A 16454-nucleotide genomic window follows, 5' to 3' on the forward strand; every position below is an offset into this window, starting at 1 on the left:
ACCCGACGGTCGCACTGGTTGGTCTGTTTTCATGATTTTCTCCTGTCTAGCGCCATAAGCAGGGGAGGAAGCAGCAGGAAATCTGCGATGATCGCAAAGGCGATGGTGATGGTGACCAGCAGACCGAGCGCCCAGGATACCTGGAAACCGGAACCCGCGAAGGCCAGGAACCCCGCGGAGAGGACTAACGTCGTGGTCCACAGCGCCTTACCCACCGACCGGAAGGTGACGCGCACCGCTTCTTCCGCCGAAAGGCCCTCCTCTTTGCGCGCCCGGAGGTACCTGCTGAGAAAGTGGATCGTATCGTCCACGACGATGCCGAAGGCGACGACGATGACCACCGACGAGGCGATGCCCACTTCGCCGACCAGGTGCCCCCAGAGCCCGAAGCTCATGGCCGCGGGTACGAAATTCGGCAACAGGCTGATGAGGCCGAAGCGAAAACTTCTGAAGACCAGGACCAGGATGATCGAGATGAGCACCATGGCGGTCACCGTTCCGCGCAGCATAGACTCGATGTTGCGTTGCGAGATGTGGGCGAAGACCACGCTCAGCCCGGTGGCTTCGGTCGCGAGCGCGGGAGCGTTCTCGCGCAGCCAGGTTTCGCCCCGTTCGGCCAGGTCCTGCAGGTCCTGGCTTGATCGGCCGCGGATCACGACCGTCATGCGCGTCGCGGACTTGGAGACATCGATCCGGTCGTTCAGATCGCTGCCGAAGGGCAGTGAAAGTTCGTAGAGCAGTAGATACTGCGACGCGAGATCCTGGGCTTCGGGGATCCGGAAGAAGTCCGGATCGTCGCCGTTCATGTTCTTGTTCAGCCGCTTCATGATGTCCGGGAAGGCCTGCACGTGGCCCACTTCGGGCTGGCTCCGGTTCCATTCCGCGAAAGCCTCCACCTGCCGAAGGTAATCCGGATCGGTGATCCCGCCCTCTTCCTCCGCGGCCAGGGTATACTCCATGGACAACAATCCGGTCAGGTTGTCCATGACGAAATCCGTATCCCGCCGAAACTCGTAGCGCTCGTCGAAGTAATCCGGCCAGCTGTCGGTCAAAACGTTCCTGGGCACGCCGGTGATCAGGACGACCGTCATAAGCCCGATTAACCACAGCAGCGGCTTACGACGCGCGACGACGAAATCACCCAGGCGATCGAAGAAGACCGGTTGCCGGAAACCACCTGCGCGGGCCCGCAGCGGAAGGACTGAAAGCAGCGCGGGCAAGAGCGTCATGGCGTAGACGAACGTGATCATCACCCCGAACGCCACGAAGTTGCCAAGAATGTGAAAGGGCGGCGAATCCGAGAAGTTCAGGCTGAGAAACCCGATCGCGGTGGTAATCGAGGCCAGGAACACCGGGTAGGCATTCGTCTTTATGGATACCTTGACCGCCGTGTCCCGGTCCTCTCCCCGTCTTATCCCCGAGAGCGCGTGGGTGATGATGTGGACCGCCTGGGCGACGGAAATCGCCATGACGATAATTGGGACACCGGAATTCACCGGGCTGAATACCGTGTGGAACCAGCCGGCAAGTCCCATCGTCGTCGAAATCACGAAACCGATCATGATGACAATGATGCCCGTTCCCAGCAAGGACCGCATGAGAAGGGTCGACGTGATCACGATGAGGACGAAGACGATGGGGAGCAGTGTTTCCAGGTCGTCCCGGGTGGCATCGGCAAACGCCCGGTTCATGACCACGTCGCCCGTCAGGTAGAAGTCCACTTCCCCGTTCGCCGCCCTCGCATCGTCCAGCATGCCGTCCAGGTAGTCGGTCAGCTCGATCACCGCGAGGTCCGGGTTGTCGCCCAGCACGAAGTTGACCGCCAGGCCGGCCACGCGGCCGTCAGGAGAAACAAGCCTTCCGATCACCTCCTGAGAACCCAGCGCGATCGTCTGGACACGATCCAGGTCGGCCTCGCCCAGCGACGAGGCGTCTTCGACGAGCGGCCCCACGATGAGGTCGTCTTCCATCGCTTCGCTGTGAAAGTAGTTCGTAAGGGAATTCACCCGCGTCGAGTACGGAGCGAGCCAGGCGTTTTCGGTGAGGTCTTCGACGACGCCGAGCACTTCTCGGGTGAAGACGGAACCGTCCCGGGGTGCGATGGCGATCAGTGCGGTGTTTGAGACGGAGTAGATGTCTTCCAGCGCATCGAAGGCGGCGAGTTGGGGGTTGTTCTCGCCGAACATGACGCGATGCTCGTTGGAGACGATGATATTCCTGGCGCCGGCCGCCATGGCGAGCATGAACAGCAAGGTAAGCGGAATAACAAGCCAGCGATGGCGCAGGATTGCGTCTATGTAATTATCCAGGTGCAATTGATCGCGCTACCATTTGCTGGATTCAGACGCCTTGACTTTATCGGGAAGCCGATAACTCATGCCGATATCGTCGTAGGCCGAAAGCTGAAGCATCTGCGAGAAATTGTCCAGTTTCGTCTGCCGGCCTCTCGTTTTCAACAACAGGTTCTTCACGCGACTGATGCGGTTTTTCAAGCGATGGGCGAACAGGACGCCAAAGGTACTGCTTTTCGGGTAATGCAGCGCATCGGCCAGTTCGTGTCCCAGCAGAGCACGAGAGATATTATACAAGGTCTTGAGGGCGGCGGCTACTTCATTGGGATCCGTGATATTCAGCAGCGCCGGACCGGCATGGATCAGTGCGTTTGCGTTCGCGATCGAGTGCTCGTCGGGAGGAGGTTCGCACATGAATCCGATATCGATGATCGTCCGGGCTTCGTTCTCGTCCTTCATCAGGATGCTCTCCGGGACGCCCATGATGTAGCCGGTGTAACGAAAGACCTTTACGAAACTCTCCCTTTCCTCCTGCGTGTAGACAGCGCCCAGCGAAATTGAATGCTTCAGGATCTGCGCCGAGAAAATACTGACCGCCAGGCCTATATGGGCGGCGCTCAGGGGCGTGCCCCAGGCCCCGGTATCCCATATATCGGAGTCTTTCATCAGGCGGCGCACCATGGCATGCACGAAACGGATCCGGGCGGAAAGGCGGTAGCCGTCCCCTTCCCTGCGCAGGCCGCCGGGCAGAAAGATTTCCAGTAGATGTCGGTTATTCTGCTTGAAACGGCGGGTTGCGTTTTCTGAGTGTACCCGCCCGGTCAGGTAGAAGGACTTGCTGATGAGCGTCGTAAATCCTTCCAGCAGGGCTGCGGTCACAAAAGCCACCAGTATTTCCGGCATGTTCTTGTGGAATCCGACCACGGCGGGGCGGAAGGTTTCGAACTCGACCCATTCGGGGATCTTCGAATCGACCTCCCTGAAATAGCGCTGCAGGACTTCAGGCGCCTTACTCAACCATTCCTCTTCCTGGTGCAGCCCCGCATGGATGTACTGGTGCATCTCGCCCGGCGGCATACCGGAAAGCTCATCCATCACGGGATCCAGATCCTCGTCGCCGACCATGGTGTGCCTGATGTAATTGTCGGCGTATTCCGGGTTCAGGGAACGCGCCTTCTCATAACCACTGGCGTAAGACGTTGGGACTTGAAGCAAAACCGAATCCTGGATCCAGGCGAACTGACACACTACTACACTGATGAATTATTGCACGTTAACGAAAAAACCCCTGAAATGTCAAGTTTCCATTTTTGATTCGAGTTTGCGCTCACTATCCACGACTAAACAAGATAACTGCTAATGGTACTTTTATTTTCGCCTAAATGAACACGTGTACATTTTAATTAATTTAATCATATATAGCTGTTCATTGCATTGTTATTATTATATACTGATATATGAAACGGCCGGCACGGCATTTCACGCACCATGCACTAAACCGGCCTTAGGATGCATCGTAACCGTACATGAAACCGGTCCGCCGCGACAAGGCGCCACGGGGCTGTAACCGGTTTGCGATACGAAGGAAAAGCAGCACCTGGGTATCCGGTCTGCGCTTCGATGCATACAGGCGTGTACCATCTACCGCCTCGATCAGAACAGTAAGACTGCTGTGATGTCCGCGTCGCCCGTGGAAGGAGCAGCGATCAATTTCAGTGCCACTGTAATCAGCGTCAGTTGCCGGCACCCGTGTCATTGAACCGGCGGAATCGCGAAAGATCCGCACGGACGCAGGGACAGGGTAGTGGAATACCCGTAACCGTATACTTCGATCCGGGTATTCAAATAATGCCGGGTGCACCCTTCGCGCTTGATCGGCCCTTCGATCTCAAGCGCTTTCAATGGAAAGGTAGTTTCTTTGAGACCATGAACAAGCAAACAGGCAGGCCAGCGGACTTACATCTGATACACGCATGCCTTGAAGGTCGATCGGATGCGCAGAGTCTACTCTACAAATCGTTTTTCATGTCGGACATGCCCGTTCATTTCTGGGTTTACAAGAAAGCGTACTGGATACCGGCGAGTGAAAAGGAAGACATCCTCAATGACATATTCATCGCGGTCTTGCAGAGTCTTCCCAAGTTCGAATTCCGCAGTGCGTTGAGCACCTACGTGATCCGCATCGCCAAGATAAAGTGTCTTGATGCCATGCCTTCGCGGATGGGGGTCGCGAGGGGGCGGGGAATCAAGTTCGTCGATATCGACTGGTTCGCATCGAACACCGAGTCGGGGCTGCAGATCGAAGACCCTAATAAGAATAACGGTCCCGGCCGGTTATTCAAGAAACTGGAAGAAGAAGAACAGATTTACCTGTTGCATACTGCCCTCAAATACTACACGGGTCCGCGATGCCGGACCGTCCTCAAAATGTACGTCAGGGAACTGAAAGGGGAACTGGCCAGGGAGGACATTGCCGAACTGATGGGGGTGCCCGTACAACGCATGGGACAGATGATCTACGACTGCATGTATCGCCTCAGGCGCAAGATGCAAAGCAGGTTTCGTGATTACGAACACTTTACCAAGTGCGTGTGCGAAGGCACCAGGCGTCGTAGACGCAGAAGGAAGGAGCAGTCATGCATCCAAGAATGACGATTCGCGGCCCGTAAACCCGCGACACCTTGTTTCGAAAGCGGGGATGGATCGTTGTCTGGAGAAATCCGCCGGGACCGGGGATTAGCTGTGACCGGGATTCCGGCGGGACCGGGGTTCCTCATCAGCCATCCACCCCGCTTATCGTGCGGCGATCCGAAACGGGCCGGATTTCGGCTTGTTACGCTCCACAGATCGGACATGCGCCTTCGAAGTGTGGCCGGCAGTCTTCGACGATTCCCGTGGGCCGGTACGCGGGCATTAAGGGGTTGACAATCGACTGTTGGCACTTACGTTACGAAGAGCCGAAAGGAGTTCACCGCATGGACATGACCTATCCGCGGCGAAAGACCCGTGAAGTACGCGTAGGTAACATCATGGTCGGCGGCAAGCATCCGATTGCCGTGCAGTCGATGATCACGGAGAACACGCGGGACGTGGCGGCGTGCGTGGAGTCGATCGTCCGACTGCACGAACTCGGTTGTGAAATCGTGCGGGTGACCACTCCTACGCTGGCGGACGCCCACAGCCTGCGTGAAATCAAGCATACCCTCGACCTGAGGGGTGTGGACGTGCCCCTGGTCGCCGATGTCCATCACCAGGGCACCCGGATAGCCGAGGAAGTCGCCCGGTCCGTCGACAAGGTGCGGATCAACCCCGGCCTGTTCGTGTTCCAGCGACTGGCCGATACCATCGAGTACACGCAGGAAGAATTCGAAGCGGCACGACGGAAAGTGGAGGAAGACCTGGCGCCGGTTATCGAGGTCTGCCAGGAGCGGGACATCGCCATGCGCATAGGCGTGAACCACGGATCCCTGTCGGACCGCATGACGGTGACCTACGGAGACACGCCGCTCGGCATGGTGGAGTCCGCGCTGGAGTTCATCCGGGTCTGCGAGGCACGGGACTATCGGAACCTCATCGTCTCGCTTAAGGCATCCCGCGTGCCCGTCATGATCCAGGCGAACCGGCTCATGGCAAGCCGTATGGACGAAGAAGGCATGGACTATCCCCTGCATCTGGGCGTCACCGAAGCCGGCGACGGCGAGTATGCCAGGATCAAGTCCACATCGGGCATCGGCACGCTGTTGGCCGAAGGGCTCGGCGACACCATCCGCGTATCACTCGCCGAGGATCCGGCCCACGAAATACCGGTCTGTTACGATATCCTCCAGTCGCTGGGCCTGCGCCGCACCAAGGTCGAGTTCATCGCCTGTCCTTCCTGCGGGCGGACCAAGTTCAACCTGGAAAACGTGCTGGCGGAAGTCAAGGCGGCCACCGATCACCTCGCGGGTCTCGATATCGCCGTCATGGGATGCATCGTCAACGGTCCCGGAGAGATGGCCGATGCGGATTACGGCTATGTCGGACGGGCCAACGGGATCATCTCGCTCTACCGCGGGCGGGAATGTGTCAAAATGAGCGTTCCACAGAAACAAGGTGTCCACGAGCTGGTCGACCTGATTAAATCGGATGGCCGCTGGGTAGATCCGTAACCGGCGACCTCCCGCGCAGTCCTCCGGCCAGGCCTGGCCTGAAAAGATACTTGATGGCCCGGCGCCGTTCCCCGTAGTCCTCCGTACATCCAACATCCCACACGTGATCCCACGCGTGCCTGACGCAAGGTCGTGTGGTCGATGTCGATCCATACTCGCGACTGCTGCCTGATCCGGGCGAACGGGAATCGAATATCGGTTGACCGAAGGGCCGCGATTCATTAATTTGTTGCTTTCACGGCGCGCAAATCCCGGAGCCTGTGATTTCATCCAGCCAGTTTGCAGGAGGTCGTACTGAATGCCCGACACGTTGACGGTCATCGACAACCGGACCGGCAAAAAATACGAGATCCCGATCCTGTACGGGACCTATCCCCGGTACGGCGCCGCGATCCCCACGACGGACTTTCGACAGATCAAGGTGTCCGATGACGACTTCGGCCTGCTGGGTTACGACCCGGCGTTCACCAACACCGCCTCCTGCCGGAGCAGCATAACCCACATCGACGGGGAAAAGGGCATCCTGCGTTACCGGGGCTACCCCATCGAGGACCTGGCGGTCAACAGTTCCTTTCTCGAAGTCGCCTTCCTGATTGTCCACGGCATGCTGCCGACCCGGACCGAACTGGACGAATGGTCCTACGACATCACGCATCACGCGATCGTCCATGAGAATATCAAGAAGTTCATGGACGGGTTCCGTTACGACGCCCATCCCATGGGGATCCTGATCAGCACGGTCGCCGCGCTTTCCACTTTCTACCCGGAAGCGAAGCAGATCCGCGACGTGGAAATCCGCAACGAACAGATCCACCGGCTCATCGCCAAGATCCCGACCATCGCCGCTTTCGCGTACCGGCACAGCCAGGGCTTTCCCTACACCTACCCGGACAACGGCCTGGGTTACTGCGGCAACTTCCTGTCCATGATGTACAAGATGACGGAGAAGTACACGCCCGATCCCGTGCTGGAAAAAGCGCTGGATGTAGTGTTCATCCTGCACGTGGACCACGAGCAGAACTGCAGCGCCAACGCGATGCGGAGCGTAGGCAGTTCGCTGCCCGATCCCTACGTGTCCGTGGCCGCCGCCGCCGCCGGCCTGTACGGTCCGTTGCACGGCGGGGCGAACGAGCAGGTGCTGCACATGTTGCAGGAAATCGGCCACATCAGCCGCGTGCCCGCTTACATCAAGAAGGTCAAGCAGGGAGATATCCGGCTCATGGGGTTCGGTCACCGGGTGTACAAGAACTACGATCCCCGGGCCAAGATCCTCAAGGAGATGACCCACCGGGTACTGGGCGTGACCGAGAGAAACACGCTGCTGGACGTCGCCGTGGAACTCGAGCGGATCGCCCTTGAAGACGATTATTTCGTCAACCGGCAACTCTATCCGAACGTCGACTTCTATTCGGGTCTCATCTACCAGGCCATGGGCTTCCCGCTCGAAATGTTCCCGGTGCTTTTCGCCATTCCCCGCACCGTGGGCTGGCTGGCCCAGTGGGCGGAGATGCTGGACGACCCGGAACAGAAAATCGCCCGCCCCCGCCAGATCTATACCGGCGACGACGTCTGCCAGTACGTTCCGATCGAAGACCGTTAGCAAAGCGTCAATACGGTAGCATGGCGGCCGCCCGTCAGCTTCGCGGCACCCTCACGCCCGTCAGCTTCGCGGCACCCACCTGTAGGCGTCCCTGCTGTTCTTCCCCATGACTTTATCCAGGGCTTCCGAACCTCGCGGTTCGAGACAGGCCATGGCCAGTGCCTGCACCTGGCGGTAAGAAGCGAATCTCCAGGATACCGGCCAGTTACTGGCATAGAGCAGACGGTTCTCCCCGAAGGCGTTCCAGAGCACATCGAGGACCGGTTTATAGTAGGCCGGGTCCTCCGGCGGAGGATCGTCCCGCGCCAGTTCCACCATGCCCGATATCTTGCAGAATACGTTGGGATGGGCCGCGGCGGAGGAGATGCCGGCTGTCCACTCCTCGTCCGGGCGGCCGCCGGTTACCGGCACGTGGGCGAGGTGGTTCAGCACGATCCTGAGACCGGGAAATCGGGCCGCACAGGCGGTCACACCGGCCAGCCACTCCTTGCCCACGAGCAGGTCCAGCGTGAGGTCGTGGGCGGCGAGTTGCTCCAGCGCCTTAAGATACACTGGATCGTCCACCGGCGCTTTCCCCAGCCGGATGCCGTAGAAGAGGTCATGGGCGGCGAAACGGTCCAGGTCGGACTCGAAATCCTCATCGGGTGGTTCCAGGTGACCCACGAGACCCAGCAGGAAGGGGTCTTCCTCGGCCAGGTCCAGGATCCACTGATTGTCCTCCACCCAGGCGCTGGCTTCCACCACGACCGTGCCCGTGACGCCATCGGCCAGCGCCTCGCGCTTGAAATCCTCCGGCATGATCCTACGATAAAGAAACGCGTCGTCTGCACGGGGCCAGGGCACGCCCTGCGGCCTGGAGGGATCGTAGAAATGGGTGTGGGTGTCGACGATCAATCCGCGTTCCCTTCCGAAACCTTCCGACAACTCTCGAAGAAATCCGCATTGGACGCCGAGAATCCGAACTGCTGCTCGATCTCGCGGACCGCGATTTCCGTTACGAAAAGCTCGTCCAGCGTGTCCGGGAACTCGACGCCCGCGGTACAGTCGCGCAGGAACACGATATTGTATCCGTACCGGGCCATGGACCGGATGCCGTAATCCCTGCCCAGGACGCACCAGTTGGTAGCGAAACCGGCGTAGACCAGGTGGAGCACGTTCCGTTCGGCCAGCACCTCGTGCAGTTCGGCGCCGGTGGTGATCACCACGTCTTCGTCGCGGACCTCCACGGCCGGAGACACCGTCAGGCCGTCGCTGATGGGATCCCAGTGGAGACCGATGCCCGGGGGTTGGCTCCGGGGACCGCGGTAGGCCTGGAACGCGCCTTCCCTGCTCCGAAACGCCGGGGGCGGCCAGTCCGCGCCGCCGCGCTCCGGCTCGGGCGCCGCCGGATTCCGGGACGATTGGGGAAACCGCCGCGCCACCTCGGGCGACGGGGCATGGATAACCGGCAGGCCGGCCTTCCGGCTCATCTCGATGGCCGGTACGATCGCCTCCCGCGTGACCCGGGCGGCCCGTTCGATCCAGCTGTCGATGAAATGGGTGTTCCACAGGTCCACCAGCACGAGTGCCGTCTGTTCGACGGGCAGGTCCATCCGGATCTCCCGGCGGATGAAGTGCTCCTCCCTGCAGGGCACATCGGCGGGGGTGCTGTCCTGGTAGTACCGCACTTTCAGGTCGAGTTTGGCCGGGTTATCTGCCATTTTTGCCTGCCTTCGTCTTCGGTGGCGCCGGCTTCGCGGGCTTCACCGGTCGGGACGTGGAGGTCGTTGGAGGCGCTTCCGTCTTCGGCGACGACGCCTGAACCGGGTTCCTTGACGGTTCCCGTACCCCGGCGAGGCCACCGTGCTGCAATCGCTGAACGATCTCGTCCACGTCGTAGACACATCCGCCCCACGCGCCGCCGCCGGCCTGCTGCAGTGCGGCCCAGAGACGGGTGTCGTCGGGCAAGTTCGGGTCGACGGCCAGGTCGTTCCTCGGCGATCGCCCGGCCAGCAGCCGGTTACCCTCTTCCACACCGACTGTGGAATCCCCGCTGCCGACCAGGTTGATGGATCCGGTCAGGTTGTTCCGGTCTATGACGATTTCCACCAGGTCGCCGTCGATGATCTTCCCTATGGGGCCGCCCGCGAGGGCCTCGGGACCGACGTGACCGATGCAGGCGCCCGTCGAGATACCGGAGAACCGTGCGTCGGTCACCACGGCGACGTGCTTTCCGAAGGACAGGTGCCTCAGCGCGGCGGTGATCTGGTAGGTCTCCTCCATGCCGGCGCCCATGGGACCCCGGCAGATGAGCACCAGCACGTCGCCCGGCTTGATCCGGTCCTCGTCCCGGCTTTTAATGGCGGCGATGGCGTCCCGTTCCCGCGTGAATACCCGTGCGGGTCCCGTTTTCCGGTACACTCCGTCCGGATCGACGACGTCCGGGTCGATAGCCGTACTCTTGATGACCGATCCCTCCGGCGCGAGGTTGCCCACGGGGAAGGTTACCGTGCTGGTCAGCCCCCGGCTCCGAGCGCGATCGGGGGACATGATCACGTCGTCCGGGTCGATCCCGTCCACCTTCTCGAGGCGCTCGCGGACCAGCCGCCGCCTGTCGGACGCCTGCCACCAGTCCAGGACCTCGCCCAGGGTTGTCCCGGCCGCGGTAAGCACCGATTCGTTCAACAGACCCGCTTCGCGCAGGTGAAGCATGACTTCCGGCACGCCGCCGGCAAGGAAGGCAATCACCGTGGGATGGCCCGACGGCCCGTTCGGCAGCACGTCCACCAGCCTGGGAGTCTGACGGTTTATCCTTGCCCAGTCCTCGATTCCAGGCCGCTCCAGCCCGGCGGCATGGGCGACCGCGGGGATGTGCAGCAGCAGGTTGGTGGAGCCTCCGAAGGCGGCATGGACCGTCATGGCGTTCTCGAGCGCTTTTTCGGTCAGGATCTTTCGAACGGTCATTCCCTCGGCGTCCAGCCGCATCAGCGCGCGGGCAGACCGCTTAGCCATGTCGATCCAGATGGGTTGTCCCGACGGCGCCAGCGCGCTGTGGGGCAGGGAGAGGCCGAAGGCTTCGCCCACGACCTGCGAAGTGGCCGCCGTACCGAGGAACTGGCAGCCGCCGCCCGGCGACGCGCAGGTCCGGCAGCCCATGTCCGCCGCGTATTCGAGCGTGATCTCACCGTGGGCGTACCGGGCGCCGATGGACTGGATCATGCCGGCGTCTTCACCTTCCTCGGGCGGCAGGGTGACACCGCCCGGCACCAGCACGCAGGGCAGGTCGTGGGACGCCGCCAGCGCGATCATCATGGCGGGCAGCCCCTTGTCGCAAGTTGCCACGCCGATCACGCCGCGGCGCGTCGGCAACGACCGGATCAACCGCCGGAAGACCATGGCCGCGTCGTTTCGATAGGGCAGGCTGTCCATCATGCCCGTTGTGCCCTGGGTGCGTCCGTCGCAGGGATCGGTGCAGTAGCCGCCGAAGGGGATGCCTCCCAGGGCCGTGAGCTCCTCGGCGGCCGCGTGCATGAGCAGGCCGACCTCCCAGTGGCCCGTGTGGTACCCCAGGGCCACGGGCGTTCCATCGGATGCGCGGATCCCTCCCTGTGTGCTGAGGATCAGGTATTCCCGGCGTTTCAGCGCCTTCGGACTCCAACCCATGCCCACGTTCTGGGACAGGCCGAAGAGGTCGCCGCTTGGACTTTCCCGCAGCATATCGCCGGTGAGCGGCAGGCTGCCTTCCGGTCCCGGTGCGCTGGATTGAATGTTATATATGGCTGGATCAGACTGGCCGACAACGGCCTCGAAGGAGAGCAGGGAAGGTGGTTTCATGATGGGGATGCCCCGTTTCCTATACATCCGGTGGTCCATGAAGCGTACCAGTTGTCCGAGGTGAGCGCCGGCGGGACTTCTTCGAAGTAATAGCGGGTCTCGCCGCCCTGGAAACCCGGCAGCAACTGGTTCTCGTCGGATTGCACGAGGTCGTCGACGGGCTTGAACCGCGTCCACAGGACTTCCGCTTCCTCCGGGGTGAAGCGGTCACCGAGCGGCCTGCCCCATTGCAGGGTCATGGGATGGACCGATTCAATGCCCAGGGCTTCCGGCGCAGTAAGGCCGTCCGGGTCCACGCAGCGCTGGTTGTATATATGCCGGGCCGTTTTGCTGAGACAGATCGTCGACTTGACGACGCCTTTCTCGCCCCTTCCGGGATGCAGGGCGTCCAGCGCGCTTCGATAGGCGCCGGTGTCCGCGGCCAGGACCGCGCGGAGCGCCGCCTCCCCGTGGTTCACGTAGCCGGCGGCGCGCTCGTGCCAGCGCAGGCAGGTATCGCGGGCCACGGGTGCAAGGTGCTCGATCCAGGCCGTCGTATGCCAGTGCGTCAGGCGCGCGAACCCCCCGTGAATGGTGCGGCGCATTTTCGTAGAGTAGTTGCTCCCCCAGTGGAGTATGGGAAGAATGTAGACGACGCCGTCCCCCGCCTGCAGCCGGGTCTGCACGCCGCCCGGGACCGGAGCCCTGGGATCCCTGGACATGGACGCGTTTTCTTCGGATGTGTTGCGCCGGACGTGGCTGCCCGGAACGACCCAAAGCACGCTGTCATCGTAAAGCGGTACGTTCCACTGGACGTACCGGGGTCCGCTTTCCAGGATATCGTCCGCATAGGCCATGAGCGGACAGTTCAACGGCGGATAGAAATCACGGTGCCACCGGGCGGGACCGTGGTCTCTCAGCGGGTTGCACATGAGCATCATTTCCGTGGGCGGCGCGTCGTCTTCGGCGAGGAGCACACTGCTCACGCCCTGAACGTTCTCGTGAAGCCAGAACGCGAAAGCAGGCCCCGATTCCCTATCGCCCAGTTCCGGCGGCCGCGTGAGGTTCAGCCGCGGCTGGGCGGAAGTCCGCCACAGGTCGGCCGGCGCCTTGCCCCGGGCCGCCTCGTCCGTCCAGATCCTCCGTTGCCGGTCCACGAGGATTTCGTAGCTGCGGCGAAGGACCTCGAGATCCCGCGGCGGGATCACGCCGCGCAGAACCAGGAAACCCTCCTCCAGGAACCGGTCCCGGTCGACGCGGATCACGCCACACCTTCCCGGCATCGCCCGACGTTATCCAGCAGCGCTTTCATGTAGCCCAGCGCGAAGGCCCTGGACGTGTTACGTTGCCCCTCCGGATCTGTGGCCAGCCGCGGCACGTGATCGTCGATCATGGGACAGTCCACGCCGGCTTCGTCGTAGGCCAGCAGGGAATCCATGGGATTCACGTGGCCCTGGTCGATGAAGGTCTCTGAGAACGCGGGAACGGGCCCTGATACGAACCGGAAATGGACGTAGTTGATCTTGTCCCGGCCGCCGAAATACCGGATAGCGTCGAGCACGTCGCCCGGCATCTCCGAAATGGTGCCCTGGCAGAAGCCCAGGCCGTTGCAGTCGCTGGGTACGAGGTCGACGAGCCGCGCGAGGGCCTCGTGGCTGCGGAAGACCCGGGCGATTCCCGCGATGGGCGATATGGGCGGGTCGTCCGGGTGCAGGCTCATGCGCACCCCGGCCCGCTCGGCCGCCGGTATGACCGCCTCCAGGAAATAGGCGACGTTGTTCCACATGTCCTCATCGGAACATTCCAGGTCCGGGGGAATGGGGGGAAACCAGTAGTCCTGCCTCGCGCCCCGGATCTGTTCGTAGTCGAAACGGGTGACGATCGCGCCGCCCCGGCTCGGTGTCGATTTTGACGTGCGCAGCCCGTAGTTGCCGCCCACGTTGCGCAGGCTGAAGAAGTAACCCAGGACGGGGATGCCCACTGCGCCCATGTTCTCCAGCGTCCTGCACCAGTTGTCGATCTGCTCGTCACGTCCCGGCAGTCCCAGCTTGATCTTGTCGCACCACTCGGGGGGTACGCCCTCGAGCACCGACCAGGACAGGCCGGCATCTTCAATGCGTGCCTTCTGGAGCGACAGGTCATGGAAGTCGTAATACCCCTTAGACAAGTCGCAGTCCGGCACCCCGTTCACCACGTCCGTTACCCCCAGTTGACGGGCGAAGGCGAGGTGTTCGGCGTCCATTCTTCCGTTGACGGCCAGTTTCATGGATCGAATTCCACAGTCTACCGCTACCGGGTCAACTCAAGGGGCGCCCAAGGCCCACTCAGGGCCCGCTCAAGGGACGCTGCGACCGGGGTTTGCCTTGACAGGCCCACCGGCGAACCGTATCATTGTCCGAGATTTACGGGGTGTAGCGCAGTCCGGTCAGCGCACCTGCTTTGGGAGCAGGGGGTCGGGGGTTCAAATCCCCCCACCCCGATTACAGATTCGCCCGCATACAGCACACTTCCTGCTGCAGATACCCCGCACACAGCACGCTTATTTCTACGGATCCTGGCTTCGGATCTCCACGTATCTTGCCAGCCGGTCCACCTCGCCGTCGTCCACGTACTTCCCGATTTCACGGCGAAACTGCTCCATGCTGGTATACGGACGGTATTCCCTGAATTCATGGGCCATGCGTTCGCCCACGCCGGGTACGGCGAGTATCTCCTCGTCGGTGGCCGTATTCAGGTCGATGGGGACGAACACGTACTGCTCCATGCGGGCGACCTCCGCGTCATCCACGTACTTGCCCATCTCCCGCCGCCACTGGGCGATGGAAAGATAGGGGCGGTACTCCTTGAATTCATGAAGCATCCGGTCCCCCACGCCGGGCACCAGCAGAATCTCCGCGTCCGAAGCCGTGTTCAGGTTCAGGGGTATAAACATGCCTGCGTAAAGCGCGGCGGCTTCATCTCCGCCCACGTGCCCGGCGACCAGCCCGTCCAGTTCGATCATGTCCATGAAGGGACGCGCATCCAGTACCGCGTCAGCAAGCTCGGCGGTCATGCCCGGAAGCATCGCGAGTTCGTCGTTACCGGCGAGATTGGGATTAATGACCGCAGACGCCGATTCGACGGCCGATTCGACCTGGGCGGCATCGTCCGGACTGCCTGGGCTGCCCGGACTGCCCGAACCGTCCGTTTCCGAACCGCCGCATCCTCCCATCACGACCGCGAACAGGCCGGTGATCAGCGCGTGTAACAAAACAGACCGCGGTTTCATAAAGTTCGTCATGGTTTCTCCAGGGAATTGGTGGTTACTGGTATTGAATGAAGGGCCGGATGCCGACGGCAGGCCGCCAGGCCAAGCAAACCGAACAATATCATGGTGCCCGGCGCGAGGGACGGATAAGCGCCGCCCAACGCCTCCCACACCAGTTCGAGCCCTTGCCGCGAAGGATACATTTCCAGTTCGAACTCCACGTTGCCCTGGTAGTGCAGCCACTGCCCCACGAATCCGGAGAGTACAAACAGGACCATCATGGCCTGGTACGTCCGAATGACGGCGATGCCGGGCGAGAGGATGAGCCAGATCGAAACCGGCAGCGCGGCGGCCAGCAGTACGATCGGCGCCCATTGCCAGGGATCTTCCATGTGATCCAGCAGCACCAGTTCGAAACCAACGCCGACGATGCCGAACGTCAGCACGACCAGAACGAGTCGCCGGAGCGTTCCGGCATCGTCCTGCGGAATCCCACGGTGTGGTTGAACCACGTTTCGTGCCTCGCGTACTCTGGATCGCGTCAAGCCGTCAGAACAGCGTTTGCTTTTCCAGCGGCTTCAGTATGTCCGGCGTGTCGTTGGCCACCCGGTTTACCTGGTCGCTCACAGGACGGATTTCATAGGGTCCTTCGTGGGCCGTTCCGATGATCTCCTGCAGCGTCTCCGCGGGCGTACCGGGATCGAGCCAATCGGTGAAGTCGTCCGGATCGACCACCGCGGGCTGTCGATCGTGTATATCCGCAAGTGCGGACGAAGCTTCAGTCGTGATGATGGTGAAAGTCTCGAGATGCTGGCCGTCCCGGCCCCACTGCTCCCACAGCGCGGCGAAGGAGAGGGCTGAACCGTTTTCAAGCGCCAGGAAATACGGTTGCTTGCCGCCACCGGCCGGCCCGAACCGCTTCCATTCGAACCATCCATTCGCCGGGATGAGGCACCGCCTCGTGCGGAAGGCCGATCGGAAGGCCGGCTTTTCCTGGACGGACTCCGCCCGGGCGTTGATCATCCGCGCACCGATCTTTACGTCTTTGGCCCAGAACGGGACCAGTCCCCAGCGAAGCACGGACATGGATCTCAACCCGCTTTCGTCCAGGCGGCAGAGCGCGAATTCCTGGGTTGGCGCACCGTTGAATCGGGGTTGCGGATCAAGCCGAGGCGCGGAAACAGGCAGTGTGTACAGCGTGTAGATCTGCTGCCAGGTCAGGTTCTGTGAGAGGCGGCCGCACATGGTCGCAGTCGTCCTTTACTATATGATTCGCGCGTCGCTATTGCCATGCGGGTTGATAGTACATGCATGGAAACATTGACCTTGCCAGATCGATGTATATCATCTAAACAGCGAAGATACGTTGCTTTCTC

The 16454-nt window shown here is 61.4% G+C and carries 13 protein-coding genes and 1 tRNA gene; 4 read left to right on the top strand and 10 right to left on the bottom strand.

From position 1 onward, the window contains the following. Positions 1-29: 29 nt before the first annotated feature. Together OXH56_12435 and OXH56_12440 are read right to left on the bottom strand one after the other, a co-directional pair. Complete coding sequence (locus tag OXH56_12435) at positions 30-2315, bottom strand: MMPL family transporter (GenBank protein MCY3556115.1); 2286 nt, start codon at positions 2313-2315, stop codon at positions 30-32. Between the two features lie 9 nt (positions 2316-2324). Further along, positions 2325-3506, bottom strand: a complete 1182-nt coding sequence (locus OXH56_12440; GenBank protein MCY3556116.1) for an oxygenase MpaB family protein — start codon at positions 3504-3506, stop codon at positions 2325-2327. A 633-nt stretch (positions 3507-4139) separates the two neighbouring features. On the opposite strand from OXH56_12440, the gene OXH56_12445 reads away from it, so the two are divergent. From OXH56_12445 to OXH56_12455, 3 genes are all read left to right on the top strand, one after another. After that, positions 4140-4943, top strand: a complete 804-nt coding sequence (locus OXH56_12445) for a sigma-70 family RNA polymerase sigma factor (protein MCY3556117.1) — start codon at positions 4140-4142, stop codon at positions 4941-4943. A 323-nt stretch (positions 4944-5266) separates the two neighbouring features. After that, positions 5267-6439, top strand: a complete 1173-nt coding sequence (gene ispG / locus OXH56_12450; GenBank protein MCY3556118.1) for a (E)-4-hydroxy-3-methylbut-2-enyl-diphosphate synthase — start codon at positions 5267-5269, stop codon at positions 6437-6439. Between the two features lie 298 nt (positions 6440-6737). After that, positions 6738-8039, top strand: coding sequence for a citrate synthase (locus OXH56_12455; GenBank protein ID MCY3556119.1), 1302 nt, complete (start codon positions 6738-6740; stop codon positions 8037-8039). Positions 8040-8099: 60 nt separating this feature from the next. On the opposite strand, the gene OXH56_12460 is transcribed toward OXH56_12455, so the two are convergent. The 5 genes from OXH56_12460 to OXH56_12480 are packed head-to-tail and all read right to left on the bottom strand — an operon-like array spanning position 8100 to position 14097. Beyond that, positions 8100-8933 carry an amidohydrolase family protein gene (locus OXH56_12460; GenBank protein MCY3556120.1) on the bottom strand — a complete coding sequence of 278 codons (834 nt, stop codon included), beginning with the start codon at positions 8931-8933 and terminating at the stop codon, positions 8100-8102. Further along, a complete protein-coding gene (locus OXH56_12465; GenBank protein ID MCY3556121.1) occupies positions 8930-9739 on the bottom strand; it encodes an isochorismatase family protein in 810 nt (269 codons plus the stop codon). The genes OXH56_12460 and OXH56_12465 overlap by 4 nt, the downstream gene beginning before the upstream one ends. Further along, positions 9729-11852, bottom strand: a complete 2124-nt coding sequence (locus OXH56_12470; GenBank protein ID MCY3556122.1) for a YjhG/YagF family D-xylonate dehydratase — start codon at positions 11850-11852, stop codon at positions 9729-9731. The genes OXH56_12465 and OXH56_12470 overlap by 11 nt, the downstream gene beginning before the upstream one ends. Continuing rightward, the gene (locus OXH56_12475; protein ID MCY3556123.1) at positions 11849-13096 is read right to left on the bottom strand and encodes a hypothetical protein; all 1248 of its coding nucleotides are present in this window, start codon (positions 13094-13096) and stop codon (positions 11849-11851) included. The genes OXH56_12470 and OXH56_12475 overlap by 4 nt, the downstream gene beginning before the upstream one ends. Next, positions 13093-14097, bottom strand: a complete 1005-nt coding sequence (locus OXH56_12480) for a mannonate dehydratase (protein MCY3556124.1) — start codon at positions 14095-14097, stop codon at positions 13093-13095. The genes OXH56_12475 and OXH56_12480 overlap by 4 nt, the downstream gene beginning before the upstream one ends. Positions 14098-14236: 139 nt before the next feature. On the opposite strand from OXH56_12480, the gene OXH56_12485 reads away from it, so the two are divergent. Further along, positions 14237-14311, top strand: a tRNA-Pro gene (locus OXH56_12485). A gap of 65 nt (positions 14312-14376) precedes the next feature. Here OXH56_12485 and OXH56_12490 read toward each other — a convergent pair. From OXH56_12490 to OXH56_12500, 3 genes are read right to left on the bottom strand one after another with little or no spacing between them, the layout of a single operon-like run. Continuing rightward, positions 14377-15111: a helix-hairpin-helix domain-containing protein gene (locus OXH56_12490; protein ID MCY3556125.1), complete on the bottom strand. Its 735-nt coding sequence runs from the start codon at positions 15109-15111 to the stop codon at positions 14377-14379. Then, positions 15108-15590, bottom strand: a complete 483-nt coding sequence (locus OXH56_12495; protein ID MCY3556126.1) for a hypothetical protein — start codon at positions 15588-15590, stop codon at positions 15108-15110. Before OXH56_12495 ends, OXH56_12490 begins: the two co-directional genes overlap by 4 nt. A 37-nt stretch (positions 15591-15627) precedes the next feature. Then, positions 15628-16323 (bottom strand): SOS response-associated peptidase, encoded by a 696-nt coding sequence (locus tag OXH56_12500; GenBank protein ID MCY3556127.1) that lies wholly within the window; start codon positions 16321-16323, stop codon positions 15628-15630. Positions 16324-16454 lie beyond the last annotated feature (131 nt).

The organism is Gemmatimonadota bacterium, assembly GCA_026702745.1.
GTDB lineage: Bacteria > JAAXHH01 > JAAXHH01 > JAAXHH01 > JAAXHH01 > JAAXHH01.